This window comes from Nocardioides maradonensis, assembly GCF_054777115.1.
On record NZ_BAAHAZ010000012.1, the window covers coordinates 1 to 16,647 of the forward strand.

Sequence of the window (16,647 nt, forward strand, 5' to 3'; positions counted from 1 at the left end):
CGCGACCCGCTACGACAAGCTCGCCGCCAACTACCGCGGCGGTGTCGTGCTCCGCGCCATCGTCATCTGGCTACAGCAATAAGCAGACACGCCCTAGTCCGCAGCGGTACGCCGCCGCGTCTCACCCGATGGCGGCCGCCAGGGCGACCGCGGCGCACCAACGTTCCGTGCGATCCAGGAGCGCCGACGCCGTACCCGATCCGCTGAGGCTGCAGGAGAGCCACGCGTCGCCGAAGAGCCCGCGGAAGGTGACGGTCGAGGTCTTCGTCCCGCAGGAGCCGGCGACCGATGTCCGTCCGAACGCCGGTGCGTCCTTCACGACCGTGCACCCTGGGGTCCGCGCGGCCGCGAGCAGCTTGGCCCGCGCCCCGCCGACCGGGGGAGCGAACACCCAGGCCCGCGCCTCGACCCCGCCGGCCCGGAAGACGCAGCCGAACTCGTGCAGCAGGTCGGTCCCGGCGCCCGGCACCGCCCGCCTGTCGCCGTCGCCGTAGCTGTCGGCGTACGTCGCCGCCCGGCCCAGCGCGTCCGTCACCGCGGCCGCCGGGAGGCGGCTGCAGAACGCGCCGCGACCGATCGTCATCGTCGTGGTGTCGAGGTCGCCCAGCGTCGTCGGCCGGTACGCCGCCGGCGGAGCCGCCGCGCGGCCGCCGGTCATCGCCACCCCGACCCCCACCGGCAGCGCCGTGAAGACGACTGCGAGGAGCAGCGCACGGACAGCGGTCGACACGGCGGCCACAGTACGCAGCGGACGGTCACCTCGCACGGGTGGTCCCGTCTAAGCGCAGATGCGGAAGAAAAGTGGCGATTGGGCACGCAGATGCGGAAGGATGCTGCCCGTGAGTGTCTACCGTGTCTCCGAGGCCGCCGAGCTGCTCGGCGTCAGCGACGACACCGTGCGCCGCTGGATCGACGGCGGTCGGCTGGAGTCGAGCACCGAGTCGGGGCGCACCGTCGTACCGGGGGAGGCGCTGGCCGAGCTCGCCGTGGAGCTGTCCGCCGCTCCCGACCCGCAACGGGCCCGCGCCGTCAGCGCTCGCAACAGGCTCCTGGGCCTGGTCACGAAGGTCACCAAGGACCACGTGATGGCCCAGGTCGAGCTCATCTGCGGTCCGTACCGGATCGTCTCGCTGATGAGCACCGAGGCCGCCGAGGAGCTGGGCCTGGAGCCCGGCGTCACGGCGGTCGCGTCCATCAAGTCAACCAATGTCGTCGTGGAGCGTCCGTGAACCTGAAGAAGCCCGTCCTGGCCGCCATGAGCGCCGCCCTGCTGATCCCGCTCGCCGCCTGCGGCAGCAAGGACTCCGGCACGACCATCACGGTCTTCGCAGCCTCGTCGCTGACGAGCACGTTCACCGAGCTCGGCACCGAGTTCGAGGCCGCCCACCCGGGTGTCCACGTCGCCTTCAATTTCGGCGGGTCCTCGGATCTCGTCTCGGCGATCCAGGGTGGCGCCGGCGCCGACGTGTTCGCCTCGGCCGACACCAACAACATGGACGCCCTGACCCAGGACGGCACCGCGACGGGCCCGAAGGACTTCGCCACCAACGTCCTCGAGATCGCCACCCCTCCGGGGAACCCGGCTCACGTCACGAGCTTCGCCGACCTCGGCAAGCCCGGGACCAAGGTCGTCGTGTGCGCCGACGGCGTGCCGTGCGGGACCGCCGCCGCGACGATGGAGCAGAAGACCGGCGTCACCATCCACCCGGTCAGCGAGGAGCAGTCGGTCACCGACGTCCTGGGCAAGGTCGAGTCGGGTGATGCCGACGCCGGGCTGGTCTACGTGACCGACGTGACCGCGGCCGGCAGCAAGGTCACCGGCGTGCCGTTCCCGCAGTCGAAGGAGGTCGTGAACACCTACCCGATCGCGGTGCTCAAGGACTCCTCGCAGACCGCCACCGCCCAGGAGTTCGTCGACTTCGTCCTCGGTGCGCAGGGTCAGAAGGTGCTGAAGGATGCCGGCTTCGGCCAGCCGTGATCGGGGGCCGGCGACCCTCGGCCTGCCCCGCTGGCTGTGGCCGCCGGCTCTTCTCGGGGGCCTGTTCGTCCTGCTCCCGCTGTTCGCCGTCGCGGACCGGGTCGACTGGACGCACTTCGGCTCCCTGATCACCTCGGGGGGCTCGCTGCAGGCGCTGTGGCTGAGCCTGCGCACGGCCACGGCCAGCACGGTTCTCTGCGTGCTGCTCGGGGTGCCGATGGCGACGGTGCTGGCCCGCACCCGGTTCCGGGGCCAAGGCGTCGTCCGCTCGTTGGTGCTCCTCCCACTCGTCATGCCGCCGGTGGTCAGCGGCCTCGCCCTGCTCTACACCTTCGGTCGGCACGGCCTGCTCGGGCACCAGCTGGACCTCCTGGGCATCCAGGTCACCTTCACCACCACGGCCGTGGTCATGGCCCAGACCTTCGTCGCCCTGCCGTTCCTGGTGATCAGCCTGGAGGGCGCGCTGCGCACCGCCGGGCAGAGGTACGACGTCGTCGCCGCCACCCTCGGTGCCCGGCCGACCACGGTCTTCCGCCGGGTCACGCTTCCCCTGGTGCTGCCCGGTCTGCTCTCGGGGACGGTCCTCGCGTTCGCCCGCTGCCTGGGGGAGTTCGGCGCGACCATCACGTTCGCGGGCAGCCTGCCCGGCACCACCGCCACGATGCCGATCGAGATCTACCTGCAGCGCGTGACCGACCCCGACGCAGCCCTCGCGCTGGCGTTGGTCCTCGTCGTTGTCGCGGTCGTGGTGATCGGCTTCGCCCGGCAGGACCGGAGCGCGGTATGAGCGGCCTGCGAGCGCGGGCGGTGGTGGCGGACCGCCACGTCGACCTCGCGCTCGAGGTGGCCGCGGGGGAGACCGTCGCGGTCGTGGGCCCCAACGGTGCAGGCAAGTCCACCCTGCTCGCCGTCCTGGCCGGTCTCCTCCGTCCCGACGAGGGGCACGTCGTCCTCGGCGGCCGCGACCTGGACGGCCACCCACCGCACGACCGCGGCGTCGCCCTGCTCGCCCAGGACCCCCTCCTGTTCCCGCACCTGTCGGTCCTGGAGAACGCCGCGTTCGCCCCCCGCGCCCGAGGTGTACGCCGGTCCGCGGCCCACGCCGCCGCCCTGACCCAGCTCGACCGGCTCGGCATCGGCGAGCTCGCCCGCCGCCGTCCGCACCAGCTCTCGGGTGGTCAGGCGCAGCGGGCCGCCATCGCCCGTGCCCTGGCCGCCGAGCCCGAGCTGCTGCTGCTCGACGAGCCCCTCGCTGCGCTCGATGTGGACGTGACGCCGGCCCTGCGCCAGCTGCTCCGCGAGGTCCTGGCCGACCGCACGGTCGTCCTGGTCACCCACGACCTCCTCGACGCGCTGCTGCTGGCCGACCGGGTCGTGGTGGTCGACGGCGGCCGCGTCGTGGAGGAGGGGTCGACGACCGAGGTCCTGTCCACCCCGAGGTCCGGCTTCGCGGCCCGCCTCGCCGGGCTGAACCTGGTCCGCGGCACGTGGGACGGCGCCGCCGTCACGACCGCGGACGGCCTGCGCGTCGTCGGCCTGGCCGAGCAGCCGGTCCCGGCGGGTGTCGAGGCGGTCGCGCTGTTCCGGCCATCGGCGGTCGCCATCCATCCTGGCGGACCGACCCGCGACGAGGGCAGCCCCCGGAACCGGATCGAGGCGCGAATCCGCGACCTCGAGCCGTCCGGTGACCGGGTGCGCATCCGCACCGAGCCACGGAGCCCCGGGCCGGTGCTCGCGGCCGATGTCACTCCGGCGGCGGTCGCCGAGCTCGGCCTGGCTCCCGGTGCCGACGTCACCCTCACCGTGAAGGCCACCGAGGTAGCGGTCCACCGCACGTGATGGCCACGTGAGACGGCCCACTGCGCAGATTCCCTGGTCGCGGCAACGTGGCTCTGCGGCCGGGTTCGCGTAACGTCGTACCCCGTGATTCGCTTCGAGAAGGTCACCAAGAAATATCCGGGTCCCGGCCGGCCGGCGCTCGACGGGGTGACGATCGACATCGACAAGGGCGAGTTCGTCTACCTGGTGGGCGCCTCCGGCTCCGGCAAGTCGACCGCGCTGCGCCTGGTGCTGCGCGAGCAGCGGCCCACCTCGGGGCGGGTCTACGTGGCCGGCAAGGAGATCAACCGGATGGCCGGGTGGAAGGTGCCGCGGCTGCGTCGCCAGATCGGCACCGTGTTCCAGGACTTCCGGCTGCTGCCGAACAAGACCGTCGCCGAGAACGTCGCCTTCGCGATGCAGGTGACTGGTCGCTCACGCAAGGTCATCGACCGCACCGTCCCCGAGACCCTCGAGCTGGTCGGCCTCGCCGGCACGGCCGACCGGATGCCCGACGAGCTGTCCGGCGGTGAGCAGCAGCGCGTCGCGATCGCCCGCGCCTACGTCAACAAGCCGATGATCCTCATCGCCGACGAGCCGACCGGAAACCTCGACCCGACCACCTCGGTCGGCATCATGAACCTGCTCGAGGACATCAACGCCGCCGGCACCACCGTGGTCATGGCGACCCACGACCACGGCATCGTCGACCAGTTCACCAAGCGTGTCGTGGAGCTCGACAACGGACTCGTCGTCCGTGACGAGGCGTCCGGCAGCTACGGCTTCCAGCACTGAGCACGGAAGAGACCTCACACCCATGACGCTTCGCTATGTCTTCACCGAGCTGCGCTCGGGGCTGCGCCGCAACCTCACCATGCACCTCGCGGTGATCCTGACGATCTTCGTCTCGCTGACGCTCGCCGGCTGCGGCATCCTGCTGCAGCGCGAGGCCCGGCTGACCAACCAGACGCTGGGCAAGGACCTGACGGTCAACATCTACCTGTGCACCGACAACGACAAGCTGCGGGCGGACCGCCCCAACTGCAGCGACGGTGAGGTCAACCAGGCCCAGCAGGCCGCCATCGTGCAGGCGTTGAAGGTCTGCTCGTCCGACATCACCGGCACGCCGGAGTTCATCAGCAAGCAGCAGGGCTACGCGTACGCGCGCAAGACCCTGCCGGAGGCGAACTTCGTCGGCCCGAACCCGGTCATCACGGTCGCGTCCTGGCCGGCCGAGTACCGGGTCACCCTCACCAGCGCCGAGGGCAGCGCCTGCCCGGTGAGCGCGGTCAAGGGCCTCGACGGCGTGGCCAACGTCGTCGACCAGAGCGAGACTCTCGGCCAGATCGAGCGCATCATCAAGGTCCTCCGCGTCGGCTCCTGGGTCGCCGCCGTCGTGCTCCTCGTGGCCGCCCTGCTCGAGGTCGCCAACACGATCCGGCTGGCCGCGCTGGCGCGCCGCCGCGAGCTCGAGATCATGCGCCTGGTCGGCGCCTCGACGCTCTACATCACGCTGCCCTTCCTCCTCGAGGCCGTCGTCACCGCCATCGTCGGCAGCGCGCTCGCCACCGGTGCGCTCGCCGCCATCGAGCGCTGGGGCATCCAGAAGGGGCTGGCCAGCAACCTGCACTTCCTGCCCTGGATCGGGTGGCACGACTGGTTCCACGTCATCGTCGGCGGTTGGCCGCCGGGCATCCTGTGGCTGGGCCTGGTCCTGACGATCGTCCCGACACTCCTGCTGACCCGCAAATACATCAAGGTCTGATCCCGCGCGGATACAGTCCCAGGTGTTCTCTTCCCCGAACACCGATTGGTTCAGATCGTGCGTCTCTTCCCCGGCGCCCGGCGACAGACCGTCGTCGGCGCGCGCCCGCACCGCAGCGTCGCTGTCGCGACCACCCTGGTCCTGGCGGCCGCCGTCGCCGGTCCGGTGGCGTACGCCGAGGGGCACCACGACGGGACCGGGCACCTGCACCACCAGCAGCACCAGGTCCACGGGCAGATCAAGCGGGTCGCGGGGGACCTGGACGACGTCAGCTCGCAGGTCCTGCGGATCACCGGTCGGCTCCGGGCCGCGGAGGGTCGGCTGACGGTCGCCCGCACCACCCTGCGGACCACCCAGAAGCGCCTGGGCTGGGCACGGATCACCGAGCAGCGGGTCCAGCGCCAGCTGCAGGCCGCGCAGAAGCGGCTGGACGGCGCGGTCGCGGCGGTCACGCTCGCCCGCACCCAGGTCATCGCCCAGCGCGCCCGGACCGTGGGCTCCGTCGTCGACTACGCGACCGAGCACAACCCGAGCCTCGCGGCCCTGCACTCCTACCTCAGCGCCGGCTCGCTGCAGGACCTCAACACCGGTGCGACGGCGCAGGACATCATCGTCGGTGAGGAGCAGGTCCAGCTCGACGCGCTGGTGACCAAGCAGGCGAATCTCCAGCAGCGTCGCGTCCAGATGCAGGCCACCCGCAACCAGGTCCGCGCCCACCGTGCCGCGGCCCAGCGCACGGTCGTCCGGATCCGCGGCCTGGTGCGCAGCGCGCAGGCCACCAAGGTGCGTGTCAACCGGCTGGTCGTGACCACGCGGAACGCCCGCGCCGCCGCCGTACGCGCCAAGCGTGCCGACCTGGCCAGGCTGCGCCGGTTGCACCGCGAGGAGGCCGCGATCAAGCGGAAGATCCTCGCCGCCACCGCGGGCGACGCCAACCAGCACGTCGGCAGCACCCACGGCATGTTCCTGTCGCCGGTGGCGAACTCCTACATCACCTCGCCGTACGGCTGGCGGATGCACCCGATCTACCACTACTGGGGCCTGCACGACGGCGACGACCTGCACGCGCCCTGCGGCACGCCCGAGGTCGCGGTCGGCCGCGGCAAGGTCATCGAGCAGTACTACTCCGACGTGTGGGGCAACCGGCTGTACCTCGACCTGGGCCGGATCAACGGCCACGGGTACGTCGCCATCTACAACCACATCTCGGCCTACCGCTCCCACGTCGGCGAGCACGTCTCCCGCGGCGAGACCCTCGCCCTCGCCGGTACGACGGGCTGGTCCACCGGCTGCCACCTGCACTTCACGCTGATGCGGGACGGCGCGACGGTCGACCCGGCGCCGTACATCGGGTTCTAGCCCCGCCGATATCCACTGGACCGTCCTGAGAGGATGGTCCCCATGTCCAAGAAGTCCGGTCAGTCCGACATCGCCGAGGGGCGCAAGCTCGTCGCGTCCAACAAGAAGGCGCGTCACGACTACCTGATCGAGGACACCTACGAGGCAGGCATGGTCCTCCAGGGCACCGAGGTGAAGTCGCTGCGCCAGGGACGCGCCTCGCTCGTCGACGGCTTCGTCGACATCGAGAACGGCGAGGCATGGCTGCACAACGTGCACATCCCCGAGTACTCCCAGGGCAGCTGGACCAACCACGCCGCCAAGCGCAAGCGCAAGCTCCTGCTCAACCGGTCCGAGATCGACAAGATCGAGCGCAAGGTCAGCGAGAAGGGCGCCACCGTCGTGCCGCTGTCGCTGTACTTCGTCAAGGGCCGCGCGAAGGTCGAGATCGCGGTCGCGAAGGGCAAGAAGACCTGGGACAAGCGGCAGGCGATCGCCACCCGCGAGGCCGATCGCGAGAAGCAGACCGAGCTGGGTCGCCGGCTCAAGGGCATGCGTGACTGAGACCGTCCGGGAATCCCGCGTGCGTCCGTTGCGTTGTGCCTCGTAGACTGGACGTTCCGGCTCCGGCCGGGATTGAAAACTCAAGAGGGGCTGATCGGTTTCGACTTGGGACGTTAGTTCCAGGGGAAGCGGGTCGAGGAGCCAGCGTTATCTCGTAAACGATCGCTGGAAACCAATAACTGCCAACGCTAAGCGCAGTTCCTTCGCTCTCGCCGCCTGAGCGGTGATCGAAGCGTCAGTCAGGGCATCCGTCTCCGTCCCTGAACCTGGCGTCGCCTAGGAGACTTGCTGATCCACTGCTGTCAGGGTGGTGGATCGGGACTCAAACCTGACTGAGCCTGTCGGTGATGTGTCTGTGCAAGCACCGGGGCTGAGAAAACGACACCGCAGACTGCACCCGGAGAAGACCTGGATCGACGCTCGAGGACCGGGGTTCGATTCCCCGCAGCTCCACCGTATTTGTATTGGCCGAGCGTGTCGCCGCTGATCGGTGTCTCCCTGGGTTCACCCCGTCACTTCGTTCCAGGGTGAACCCAGGCTCGACGCCGGCGGCGCCACGCTGCCGGCCGAAGCCGTCGCTCCGCGCCGGTGTCAACCCAGGCTCGACATCGGCGGCGCCACGCTGCCGGCCAGCACCCTCTTGATCGGGTGGATCTTCAGTCATCACCTGACTGCAGATCCACCCGATCTGTCATTGGGTACGAGGCGACGTTTGGGCGTGGCCCGGGCGGGAAGGGCGCACACATGAGATCCGCTCGCGCAACCCTGACTGCACTCCTGCTCCTGGTCGGAGGTGCCAACCTAGGTGCCTACGTCGCCACCGGTGGCCCGCTCCTCGGCGCATCGGGCGCGTCGGGAGCCACCGATGTCGTTGAGCTGACCGCATCCACCGCTCCTCGTGCGACGACGCCTCCGAAGCTCGGCGCCCTCGTCTACGCACTGGCGTTCCCGCCCAACTTCAGTTCGGCCAACGTCACCTTCCGGACCCCGAGCACCGTGAGCCTGGCTCCAGGGAACTACCTGCTGAGCTACCACATCATGGCGGACACGGCCACGGGCAACGTCGAGGTGGGGTGCGCGACCGATGACTTCAAGGCGGCCTCGCGCGCCTCGACCCCGTCGACCGGAGGTTTTGCGTCCGTGGACTTCACTGGCGTCTACACGATCCGCTCCGGATCGCACCAGGTGGCGGTGCAGTGCCTGTCCTCGGGGCCGGCCGTCGACTTCTCGCAGACCGGCTCCGCGATGACCCTGATCCCGCTGGCGAACGTCAGCCGACACCAACTCAGGAAGAGCTGAGCGGGGACGCTGGGGTCAGGGGCGGACGGTCAGCGTCTGGGCGGTGGTGCCCAGCACTCCGTGGGCGTCGTGCACCACGCTGCTGGTGATCCCGAGCCCGGTCGGCCCGAAGGACACCGTCGTGTCGAGGCCGAGCCACCCGTCGGCGGGGGACCGCAGCAGGTGCGCGGTGAGGTCGAGGTTGGGGAAGGCGACCACGGCAGGGTCCACCCGCGGCGAGACGCCGTTGGCGATGTCGAGCAGCCCGGCGACGGCCGCCAGCCGGCTGGCGTCCTCACCCTCCACGAGTTCGTGCGGGGTGCGGGCCCAGACGACCGAGCGGCCGGGGGCGAGCAGCGTGCGGCGTACCTCCAACGACTTGATGAAGCCGCCCGGCCACAGCGTCATGTCCCACGCCGGCGTCTCGTCGGGGCCCGGGATCGCGGGCAGCGATGACCCGGCCAGCGCCGTCGTGTCACGCTCGGCCATCAGCCACGCGGTCAGCACCAGGAACGGCCGGCCGCCGAGTGATCCGACGGCGCGCACCAGCTCGATGGTCCGTCCGGGACGCTCGACGTCGACCGTGACGCTCACCTCCTCGAGCGGCACCGGCCCGAGGATGTCGTACGTCGCCCGGCTGATCGCCGGTGTGTCGTCGCGCCGCGCGTCGCGATCCAGCTCGACGCAGTGCGCGAGCAGCCCCATCGCGGGCGCGATGTGCTGCTCCTCGGCGTTCCACGCCCCGCCCACGTGCTCGGTCGGCGCGAAGCTCGCCTCCCCGGTCCTCTTCCAGTACGCCACCGTCCGATCCTCGCAGCGCCCCCGACGGCTGCCCACCCTCCGAGGGGGTGCCGACCTCGCCGTCATCCGGCGGTGCTGTCCCGGCGTACGAGCAAGGTCCTGGCCGGGGCGGTCGCCGAGGACGCGCCGCGCTCGACCGCTCACCTCTGGTACGTCGCCAGCGAGGTGCTCGAGGTCGTCGCACTCGCCCTGGGCGGTGCGTTCCTGCTGACCTGACGGTCAGGCCGCGGAGGTCAGTGGGTCTGGCCCCAGATGAAGCCGAAGACGCCGGCCCCCACACCGAGGATGATGATCAGCCACAGCGACCACAGGGCCAGCGTGTGCATGAGGTGCTGGTAGTGGTTGTCGGAGAAACCACCGAACTGCTCGCCGTTGGCGTCGGACATCTGCGCTCCTAGGACGTCGTACGTACAGGCAGAACCGTACCGTGACCTCGTGACGGACTGCGTGTTCTGCTCGATCATCGCGGGTGACCTCCCCGCCGACGTGGTGCTCGACGAGCCCGACCTGATCGCCTTCCTCGACCGGCGGCCGGTGTTCAAGGGCCACACCCTGCTGGTCCCGCGGGTGCACCACGCGACCTTGCCCGACCTGCCCGCCGAGCTGCGCGACCCGTTCCTCGCCGCCGGTCAGCGCCTCGCCCGAGCGGTGGTCGAGGGCCTCGGCGCCCAGGGCAGCTTCGTGGCGATCAACAACGTGGTCAGCCAGTCGGTGCCCCACCTGCACCTGCACGTCGTACCGCGGACGAAGGGGGACGGGCTGCGCGGCTTCTTCTGGCCACGCAGGAAGTACGCCGACGGGGAGTCCGCGGAGTACGCCGCCCGTCTGCGCTCCGCGCTGTCCGCGTAGGCTGCCCGGCGGACTTGTACCGAGCTGAGAGGTAAGCAGATGGGTCGTTTCGACGGGCGAGTAGCCGTCATCACCGGAGCAGCGCGCGGGATCGGCTTCGGCACCGCCACCAGGTTCGCCGCCGAGGGCGCCTCCGTCGCCATCGTCGACCTCGACGAGGCCGCGGCCGCCGAGGCCGCCGCGAAGCTGGACCTGGTCGAGGGTGCCAAGGCGCTCGGCGTCGGCGCCAACGTCTCCGACAAGGCGTCGGTCGACGCCGCGATCGAGCGCGTCGTGGCCGAGCTGGGCGGGATCCACATCCTGGTCAACAACGCTGGTGTCACGCGCGACAACCTGCTGTTCAAGATGACCGAGGACGACTGGGACATCGTCATGGGTGTGCACCTCAAGGGCGCCTTCCTGATGACCCAGGCCGCCCAGAAGCACTTCGTCGAGCAGAAGTACGGCAAGGTCGTCAACACCTCCAGCACCTCCGCGCTGGGCAACCGCGGCCAGGCGAACTACTCGGCCGCCAAGATGGGCCTGCAGGGCTTCACCCGCACCCTCGGCATCGAGCTCGGCCCGTACGGCATCAACGTCAACGCCGTCGCCCCCGGCTTCATCGCCACCGAGATGACCGACGCCACGGCCGCCCGTCTGAAGATGGACGTCGAGGAGTTCCGCAAGCTCAACGCCGAGCACAACCCGGTCCGCCGGGTCGGCGAGCCCGCCGACATCGCCGCCGCGGTCGCCTTCCTGGCCAGCGACGAGGCGTCGTACATCACCGGACAGACGCTGTACGTCGACGGCGGCGCGACTCTCGGCTGAAAGCCTCGCCCTGAGTCGAATCCCACGTCACACCGACACGCCCGCGCAGCCTGCGCGGGCGTTGTCGCGTCACCGCCCACACTGAATTGTTTCCATCCTTCCCCACGTCCCGATCGGAGCCATCCGTGCACAACCGTCACCGTCTCGCCATCCCCGCCGCGCTCGCGGCGCTGAGCCTGGCCCTCACCGCCTGCGGCTCGAAGAGCACGGACAGCGCGGCACCCGACACCGCCACCACGACGACGGCCGCCGCGCCCAGCACCAACCCGCTGACCGGCCTGCCCATGTCCGACCCGGAGCAGACGCACCCCGTCTACATCGTCAAGGTCGACAACACCCAGGCCAGCGACCCGCAGATCGGCCTCGGCAGCGCCGACCTGATCACCGAGGAGCTCGTCGAGGGTGGCCTGTGCCGTCTCGCGACCTTCTTCTACGACAAGCTGCCGGAGAAGGTCGGCCCGGTCCGCTCGATGCGGCTCACCGACATCGGGATCGCGAAGCCGGTCGGCGCCACGATCATCACCTCCGGTGCGGCGCCGGTGACCCTGCGCGGCCTCCACAAGGCCGGGATCACCTTCCTCGACATGAACAACCCGAACGTCACCCGGGTCAGCGATGGGCAGCACGACAGCCTGCACAGCGTGATGGCGAACGTCTCGAAGATCGCCTCCGAGGCCAAGGCCCAGCCGGCGCGCCCCAGCGACTACCTGCCCTTCGGCGACCAGGCCCTGCCGTCGGGCAAGAAGGCGACCTCGATCACCTCGCGCGTCGGTGGCTCGTGCACCGACCGCTGGTCCTACCAGGGCGGCCACTACGTCCTCACCAACGGCTTCATGGCCAAGGGCGACGAGTTCACCCCCGACACCGTGATCACCGCGACGGTGAAGACCTCGACCGCGCCGTACCGCGACCCGGCCGACAACCCGGTCCCGATCTCGCGCTTCGAGGGCTCGGGCACGGCGATGATCTTCCACGGTGGCGAGATGGTGAAGGCCACGTGGGAGAAGGCCGACACCGGCTCGGCGGTCAGCTTCAAGGACGCCCAGGGCAACGCGCTGCAGATCCCGCCGGGCCACACGTGGCTGGAGCTGGTGCCGGGCAAGGGCACCTTCTCGGCCGGCTCGGTGACCTTCACCAAGTAGCAGCAGGTACGACGCGGACCGCGGGGGCTCAGGCCTCCGCGGTCTCGTCGTCTGCGGGGGACTCCAGCGCGTCCTCGCTCGTCGGCAGCGCGATCCCGGCGTCGGCCAGCATCCGCAGGCCGGTGAGCAGGAAGCCGAGGGCGGTCTCGACGCGGGCGGCTGCGGCGGCGGAGTCGTCCGCCGTCGCCACCGACTCCCCGGCCGAGGACATCGCCCCGAAGAAGATCCGGGCGAAGGTCTGCAGCATCTCGTCGTCGAGCTCCCACGAGCCCGCGTCCAGCGTCGCCCGCACGATGTCGACGACGTTCGCGAAGGTGGAGCGCTCCTCCTGCTCGCGATAGCGCTCGTAGCCGAGGACCGCGGGCCCCTCCTGGATCACGAGCCGCCGGTAGCGCGGCTCCCGGACCACCTCGAGGAACGCGGTCACGCCGGCGGCTGCCTTCTTCCACGGGTCGCGCGAACGTCGCAGCGCCTTCTGGATGTGCTTGGCCGCATCGGCCTCGACCCGTTCGAAGACCGCCTCGAACAGCGCCTGCTTGCCGGAGAAGTGGTGGTAGAGCGCGCCCTTGGTCACCCGCGCGGCGGCCACGACGGCGTCGAGGCTCGTGCCGGCGTACCCCTTGTCGGTGAAGAGCTCCTCGGCGACGTCGATCAGCGCGCGCTTGGTGGAGGCGGAGTACGACGCCCGGCGGGTCGCGCCGGCGACGACGTCCGGCACCTTGGGGACCAGCTTGGACACCGATGCCTTGGAGACTGCCTTCGCCACCGGTTCAGCATAGGCCGCTCGATGTGACGCCCGTCGCGTGCTCGGGATCACCGCGTCGCTCCCTTCGGCATACCGAGGGTATGGCCCATACTCGAAGTACGTACCGACGGTATGTCAGATGCCGGCAGTATCGGCCCACCGAGGGTCCGACCGCCTCTGACCACCCCGTGACGAAGAAGGAGTGCTGACCATGACCTGGAAGGCGTTTCACAACCGGGGCGAAGTCCTTCGCTCCGTGATCGAGACCGCGGCGGTCCGACGGGACGGAATCCTCCCGATGGACGTGCCCGGTGTCGCCGACAAGTTCCACGGAGAGCTCGACGTCCTGTCGGCTCTGCAGCTGAAGTGGCACACCCGCCTCGCCGGCCACGTGGAGCGACAGCTGATGACCCAGCCGATGGACCTCCAGACGGCCGTCATGCTCGGCTGGAAGGCCACCGCGGACGAGCTCCCCGGCGTCCGGCCGATCCTGGACCACTACACCGCCCACCCGGTGGACGAGGAGATGGCCACGGCCGTCGCCAAGGCCGCCGCGAAGGAGCACCAGTACCTCGCCGTGATGGCGGGCCGTGCCAACCACATCGACGAGAGCGCCGAGCCGATCGGCGCCGAGATCGAGGCCGCCGCGCGCGACCTCCACAACGGCGTCACCGCGGTGATCGTGCCGCAGGACGAGGTCGAGGAGCGGGGCAGCCTGCTCGAGCGGCTCCGGGCGGTCATCGCCGCCTGATCCGCTCCACCATCGACACCTGATCGATGCAGCACAGCCCCGGGGCTGGGAGATGATGGACCGGTGACCACCGGACCTGATCCCGCCCCGGGGCTTCTGCTTGTGGCCAGCCCCGAGCTGCTCGATCCGAACTTCGCCGAGACCGTCGTGCTGCTGCTCGACGTCAACGACGACGGCGCCCTCGGTGTCGTGCTCAACCGGCCCACCCAGGTGCCCGTCGAGCAGATCCTGGGCGCGTGGGGCGACGTCGTGGAGTCACCCGAGGTGGCGTTCCAGGGCGGTCCGGTCGGCAACGACGGCGCGCTCGCCGTCGCACTCGCCGTCGGCGGCGGCGAGGACGGCGCCGGCTTCCGCCCCGTCGAGGGGCGGCTCGGTCTGCTCGACCTGGACACGCCGGCCGAGCTCGTGACCGGCACCATCGACCGGCTCCGCATCTTCGTGGGGTACGCCGGATGGGGCGCCGGCCAGCTCCAGGGCGAGATCGCCAACGGCGACTGGTACGTCGTCCCGGCGACGTACGACGACGTCTTCGGCCCCGATCCCACCGGCCTCAACCGCCGGGTGCTGCGCCGCCAGCCGGGCGACCTGGCCCTCCACGCCACACGGCCGACCGATCCCGAGATGAACTGACCGACCACCTAGACTGAAGGGCGTGACCACGATCGGATTCGGCTCGACGGACACCGACACCCTGATCAGGGAGCGGACGGTCCCGACCGACGACGGCGATCACGACCGGTTCTCCCACTACGTGGAGAAGGACAAGCTCACCGAGGCCATGGTCATGGGCACCCCGGTCGTGGCGCTGTGCGGCAAGGTCTGGGTGCCGAGCCGCGCGCCGGAGAAGTTCCCGGTGTGCCCGGAGTGCAAGGACATCTGGGAAGGCATGTCCGACGACGACGGCGACGACAACGGCGGTTCCGGCGAGTGACGGGCGGGCAGAGCCCCGCCCCTCGTGCAGCTGCGAACCTCGGGCCGGCCTGGCCCGAGCGTGCTGCCTGGGGGACGGCAGGATCGTTGCGCGCTTGGCAGCAGGCCGCGCTCGACGACTACCTCGCGCGCTCGCCGCGTGACTTCCTCGCGGTCGCGACGCCCGGCGCCGGCAAGACCACCTTCGCGCTGACCGTCGCGGCCGAGCTCCTCGGCCGCCGCATCGTCGACCGGCTCGTCATCGTGGCGCCGACCGAGCACCTGAAGGTGCAGTGGGCGGCCGCCGCCGCGAAGGCCGGCATCCCGATCGACCCGACGTACTCCGCGGGCAGCGGGAAGATCTCGAGCGACTACGTCGGCATCGCCGTCACCTACGCCGGCGTGGGCGTCAACCCGCTCGCCCTGCGCGTGCGCACCGAGCGGTTCAAGACGCTGGTCATCCTCGACGAGATCCACCACGCGGGCGACTCGATGACATGGGGCGAGGGCGTGCGCGAGGCGTTCGAGCCCGCAGCCCGGCGCCTCGCCCTGACCGGTACGCCGTTCCGCTCCGACATCAACCCGATCCCGTTCGTGTCCTACGAGCCGGGCGAGGAGGGCGTGCCGACCTCGGTCGCCGACTACACCTACGGGTACGCCGAGGCGCTGCGCGACCACGTCGTCCGCCCCGTCCTGTTCCTCGCCTACTCCGGCCAGATGGCCTGGCGCACCCGCGCCGGCGACGAGGTCGCGGCCTCGCTGGGGGAGCCGCTCACGAAGGACATGACCGCGCAGGCGCTGCGCACGGCCCTCGACCCGGGCGGCTCGTGGATGCCGTCGGTGCTCGCGGCCGCCGACAAACGCCTCTCGGAGGTACGCCGCCACGTCCCCGATGCGGGCGGCCTGGTCATCGCCTCCGACCAGGACTCGGCCCGCGCCTACGCCAAGATCCTCAAGCAGATCACCGGCGACTCGCCCACCGTCGTGCTCTCCGACGAGAAGGCCGCCTCGAAGAAGATCAGCGAGTTCAGCGACGGCGACCAGCGCTGGATGGTCGCGGTCCGGATGGTGTCCGAGGGCGTCGACGTACCCCGTCTCGCGGTCGGGGTCTGGGCCACCACCACCTCGACCCCGCTGTTCTTCGCGCAGGCCGTCGGCCGCTTCGTGCGCGCGCGGACCCGCGGCGAGATCGCCTCGGTGTTCCTGCCGTCGGTGCCGAACCTGCTCTCCTTCGCCGGTGAGCTGGAGCGGCAGCGCGACCACGTGCTGGGTCGCAAGAAGTCCGACGACCCGAAGGACATCTTCGGCGCCGAGGAGGACCTGATGGCCCGGGCGCAGGCCGGCGAGGCGGCGTCCGCCGAGCTCGAGGCCGTGCCCTTCGAGGCGCTCGGGTCCGAGGCCCGCTTCGACCACGCCCTGTACGACGGCGCGCAGTTCGGCCACGAGGGCGAGGTCCACGTCGGCAGCGACGAGGAGATGGACTTCCTCGGCATCCCGGGCCTGCTCGAGCCGGACCAGATGAAGCAGCTGCTGCGGCAGCGGCAGGACGACCGGCGTCGTACCCGCAAGGAGAGCGCCGAGTCCCGCCCCGCCGACACCGTCGGCGACGTCACCACCCACGAGCACCTCGCCGTCATGCGCCGCGAGCTCAACGGCCTCGTCGCCTCCTGGAACCACCGCACCGGTCAGCCGCACGCCATCACCCACGCCGCCCTCCGCAAGGAGTGCGGCGGCCCCGCTGCGGCCATCGCCAACGCCGAGCAGCTCCAGAAGCGCATCGACCGCATCCGGGAGTGGTCCGTCCGCAAGACCTCCTGACGCGAGTTGCCACCTCTGGCCCGCCGAATCCCGGCTTCTGGTCGACCGAAACCCTGGCTTCGGTCGACCACGAGCCAGAACTCG

The 16,647-nt window shown here is 70.6% G+C and carries 21 protein-coding genes and 1 other RNA gene; 18 read left to right on the plus strand and 4 right to left on the minus strand.

From position 1 onward, the window contains the following. Positions 1–121 precede the first annotated feature (121 nt). On the minus strand, positions 122–730 hold the full coding sequence (locus ACYVAQ_RS14820; RefSeq protein WP_460790928.1) for a hypothetical protein: 609 nt from the start codon (positions 728–730) through the stop codon (positions 122–124). Positions 731–830: 100 nt separating this feature from the next. Between ACYVAQ_RS14820 and ACYVAQ_RS14825 the strand changes: the two genes are divergently transcribed. From ACYVAQ_RS14825 to ACYVAQ_RS14870, 10 genes are all read left to right on the plus strand, one after another. Then, complete coding sequence (locus ACYVAQ_RS14825) at positions 831–1,229, plus strand: TOBE domain-containing protein (protein WP_460790930.1); 399 nt, start codon at positions 831–833, stop codon at positions 1,227–1,229. Then, a complete protein-coding gene (gene modA, locus ACYVAQ_RS14830; protein ID WP_460790932.1) occupies positions 1,226–1,978 on the plus strand; it encodes a molybdate ABC transporter substrate-binding protein in 753 nt (250 codons plus the stop codon). The genes ACYVAQ_RS14825 and modA overlap by 4 nt, the downstream gene beginning before the upstream one ends. Then, positions 1,956–2,765 (plus strand): ABC transporter permease, encoded by an 810-nt coding sequence (locus ACYVAQ_RS14835; RefSeq protein WP_460790934.1) that lies wholly within the window; start codon positions 1,956–1,958, stop codon positions 2,763–2,765. The genes modA and ACYVAQ_RS14835 overlap by 23 nt, the downstream gene beginning before the upstream one ends. Beyond that, a complete protein-coding gene (locus tag ACYVAQ_RS14840; RefSeq protein ID WP_460790937.1) occupies positions 2,762–3,817 on the plus strand; it encodes an ATP-binding cassette domain-containing protein in 1,056 nt (351 codons plus the stop codon). The genes ACYVAQ_RS14835 and ACYVAQ_RS14840 overlap by 4 nt, the downstream gene beginning before the upstream one ends. Before the next feature lie 84 nt (positions 3,818–3,901). Then, positions 3,902–4,591 (plus strand): cell division ATP-binding protein FtsE, encoded by a 690-nt coding sequence (ftsE, locus tag ACYVAQ_RS14845; protein ID WP_460790940.1) that lies wholly within the window; start codon positions 3,902–3,904, stop codon positions 4,589–4,591. Positions 4,592–4,613: 22 nt separating this feature from the next. Next, a complete protein-coding gene (gene ftsX, locus ACYVAQ_RS14850) occupies positions 4,614–5,561 on the plus strand; it encodes a permease-like cell division protein FtsX (protein WP_460790943.1) in 948 nt (315 codons plus the stop codon). 57 nt (positions 5,562–5,618) lie between these two features. Next, entirely contained in the window at positions 5,619–6,920 is a 1,302-nt protein-coding gene (locus ACYVAQ_RS14855; protein WP_460790944.1) for a peptidoglycan DD-metalloendopeptidase family protein, read from the plus strand. A 42-nt stretch (positions 6,921–6,962) separates the two neighbouring features. Further along, a complete protein-coding gene (smpB, locus tag ACYVAQ_RS14860) occupies positions 6,963–7,463 on the plus strand; it encodes an SsrA-binding protein SmpB (RefSeq protein ID WP_460790946.1) in 501 nt (166 codons plus the stop codon). Between the two features lie 86 nt (positions 7,464–7,549). Then, positions 7,550–7,919, plus strand: a transfer-messenger RNA (tmRNA) gene (ssrA, locus tag ACYVAQ_RS14865). Positions 7,920–8,207: 288 nt separating this feature from the next. After that, positions 8,208–8,762 (plus strand): hypothetical protein, encoded by a 555-nt coding sequence (locus ACYVAQ_RS14870; RefSeq protein ID WP_460790948.1) that lies wholly within the window; start codon positions 8,208–8,210, stop codon positions 8,760–8,762. A gap of 15 nt (positions 8,763–8,777) precedes the next feature. Here ACYVAQ_RS14870 and ACYVAQ_RS14875 read toward each other — a convergent pair whose 3' ends face one another. Beyond that, positions 8,778–9,542 carry a thioesterase family protein gene (locus ACYVAQ_RS14875; protein ID WP_460790950.1) on the minus strand — a complete coding sequence of 255 codons (765 nt, stop codon included), beginning with the start codon at positions 9,540–9,542 and terminating at the stop codon, positions 8,778–8,780. Between the two features lie 72 nt (positions 9,543–9,614). Here ACYVAQ_RS14875 and ACYVAQ_RS14880 point away from each other — a divergent pair, with 72 nt between their 5' ends. Beyond that, the gene (locus tag ACYVAQ_RS14880) at positions 9,615–9,758 is read left to right on the plus strand and encodes a hypothetical protein (RefSeq protein WP_460790952.1); all 144 of its coding nucleotides are present in this window, start codon (positions 9,615–9,617) and stop codon (positions 9,756–9,758) included. Positions 9,759–9,775: 17 nt separating this feature from the next. On the opposite strand, the gene ACYVAQ_RS14885 is transcribed toward ACYVAQ_RS14880, so the two are convergent. Continuing rightward, positions 9,776–9,928 (minus strand): hypothetical protein, encoded by a 153-nt coding sequence (locus tag ACYVAQ_RS14885; RefSeq protein ID WP_460790955.1) that lies wholly within the window; start codon positions 9,926–9,928, stop codon positions 9,776–9,778. Positions 9,929–9,977: 49 nt separating this feature from the next. Between ACYVAQ_RS14885 and ACYVAQ_RS14890 the strand changes: the two genes are divergently transcribed. The 3 genes from ACYVAQ_RS14890 to ACYVAQ_RS14900 all read left to right on the plus strand — a co-directional run bounded on the left by ACYVAQ_RS14890 (position 9,978) and on the right by ACYVAQ_RS14900 (position 12,340). Then, a complete protein-coding gene (locus ACYVAQ_RS14890; RefSeq protein ID WP_460790957.1) occupies positions 9,978–10,391 on the plus strand; it encodes an HIT family protein in 414 nt (137 codons plus the stop codon). Positions 10,392–10,430: 39 nt separating this feature from the next. Continuing rightward, positions 10,431–11,198 carry an SDR family NAD(P)-dependent oxidoreductase gene (locus ACYVAQ_RS14895; protein WP_460790959.1) on the plus strand — a complete coding sequence of 256 codons (768 nt, stop codon included), beginning with the start codon at positions 10,431–10,433 and terminating at the stop codon, positions 11,196–11,198. A 125-nt stretch (positions 11,199–11,323) separates the two neighbouring features. After that, positions 11,324–12,340 carry a DUF3048 domain-containing protein gene (locus ACYVAQ_RS14900; protein ID WP_460790961.1) on the plus strand — a complete coding sequence of 339 codons (1,017 nt, stop codon included), beginning with the start codon at positions 11,324–11,326 and terminating at the stop codon, positions 12,338–12,340. A 28-nt stretch (positions 12,341–12,368) separates the two neighbouring features. Here ACYVAQ_RS14900 and ACYVAQ_RS14905 read toward each other — a convergent pair whose 3' ends face one another. Continuing rightward, positions 12,369–13,106, minus strand: a complete 738-nt coding sequence (locus ACYVAQ_RS14905; RefSeq protein ID WP_460790963.1) for a TetR/AcrR family transcriptional regulator — start codon at positions 13,104–13,106, stop codon at positions 12,369–12,371. A 277-nt stretch (positions 13,107–13,383) separates the two neighbouring features. Here ACYVAQ_RS14905 and ACYVAQ_RS14910 point away from each other — a divergent pair, with 277 nt between their 5' ends. The 4 genes from ACYVAQ_RS14910 (at position 13,384) to ACYVAQ_RS14925 (ending at position 16,563) form a co-directional block, all read left to right on the plus strand. Then, positions 13,384–13,836, plus strand: a complete 453-nt coding sequence (locus ACYVAQ_RS14910) for a hypothetical protein (protein WP_460790965.1) — start codon at positions 13,384–13,386, stop codon at positions 13,834–13,836. Positions 13,837–13,899: 63 nt separating this feature from the next. After that, entirely contained in the window at positions 13,900–14,466 is a 567-nt protein-coding gene (locus tag ACYVAQ_RS14915; protein WP_460790968.1) for a YqgE/AlgH family protein, read from the plus strand. A gap of 31 nt (positions 14,467–14,497) precedes the next feature. After that, on the plus strand, positions 14,498–14,767 hold the full coding sequence (locus ACYVAQ_RS14920) for a DUF3039 domain-containing protein (protein ID WP_460791388.1): 270 nt from the start codon (positions 14,498–14,500) through the stop codon (positions 14,765–14,767). A gap of 86 nt (positions 14,768–14,853) precedes the next feature. Beyond that, the gene (locus tag ACYVAQ_RS14925) at positions 14,854–16,563 is read left to right on the plus strand and encodes a DEAD/DEAH box helicase (RefSeq protein WP_460790970.1); all 1,710 of its coding nucleotides are present in this window, start codon (positions 14,854–14,856) and stop codon (positions 16,561–16,563) included. Positions 16,564–16,647 lie beyond the last annotated feature (84 nt).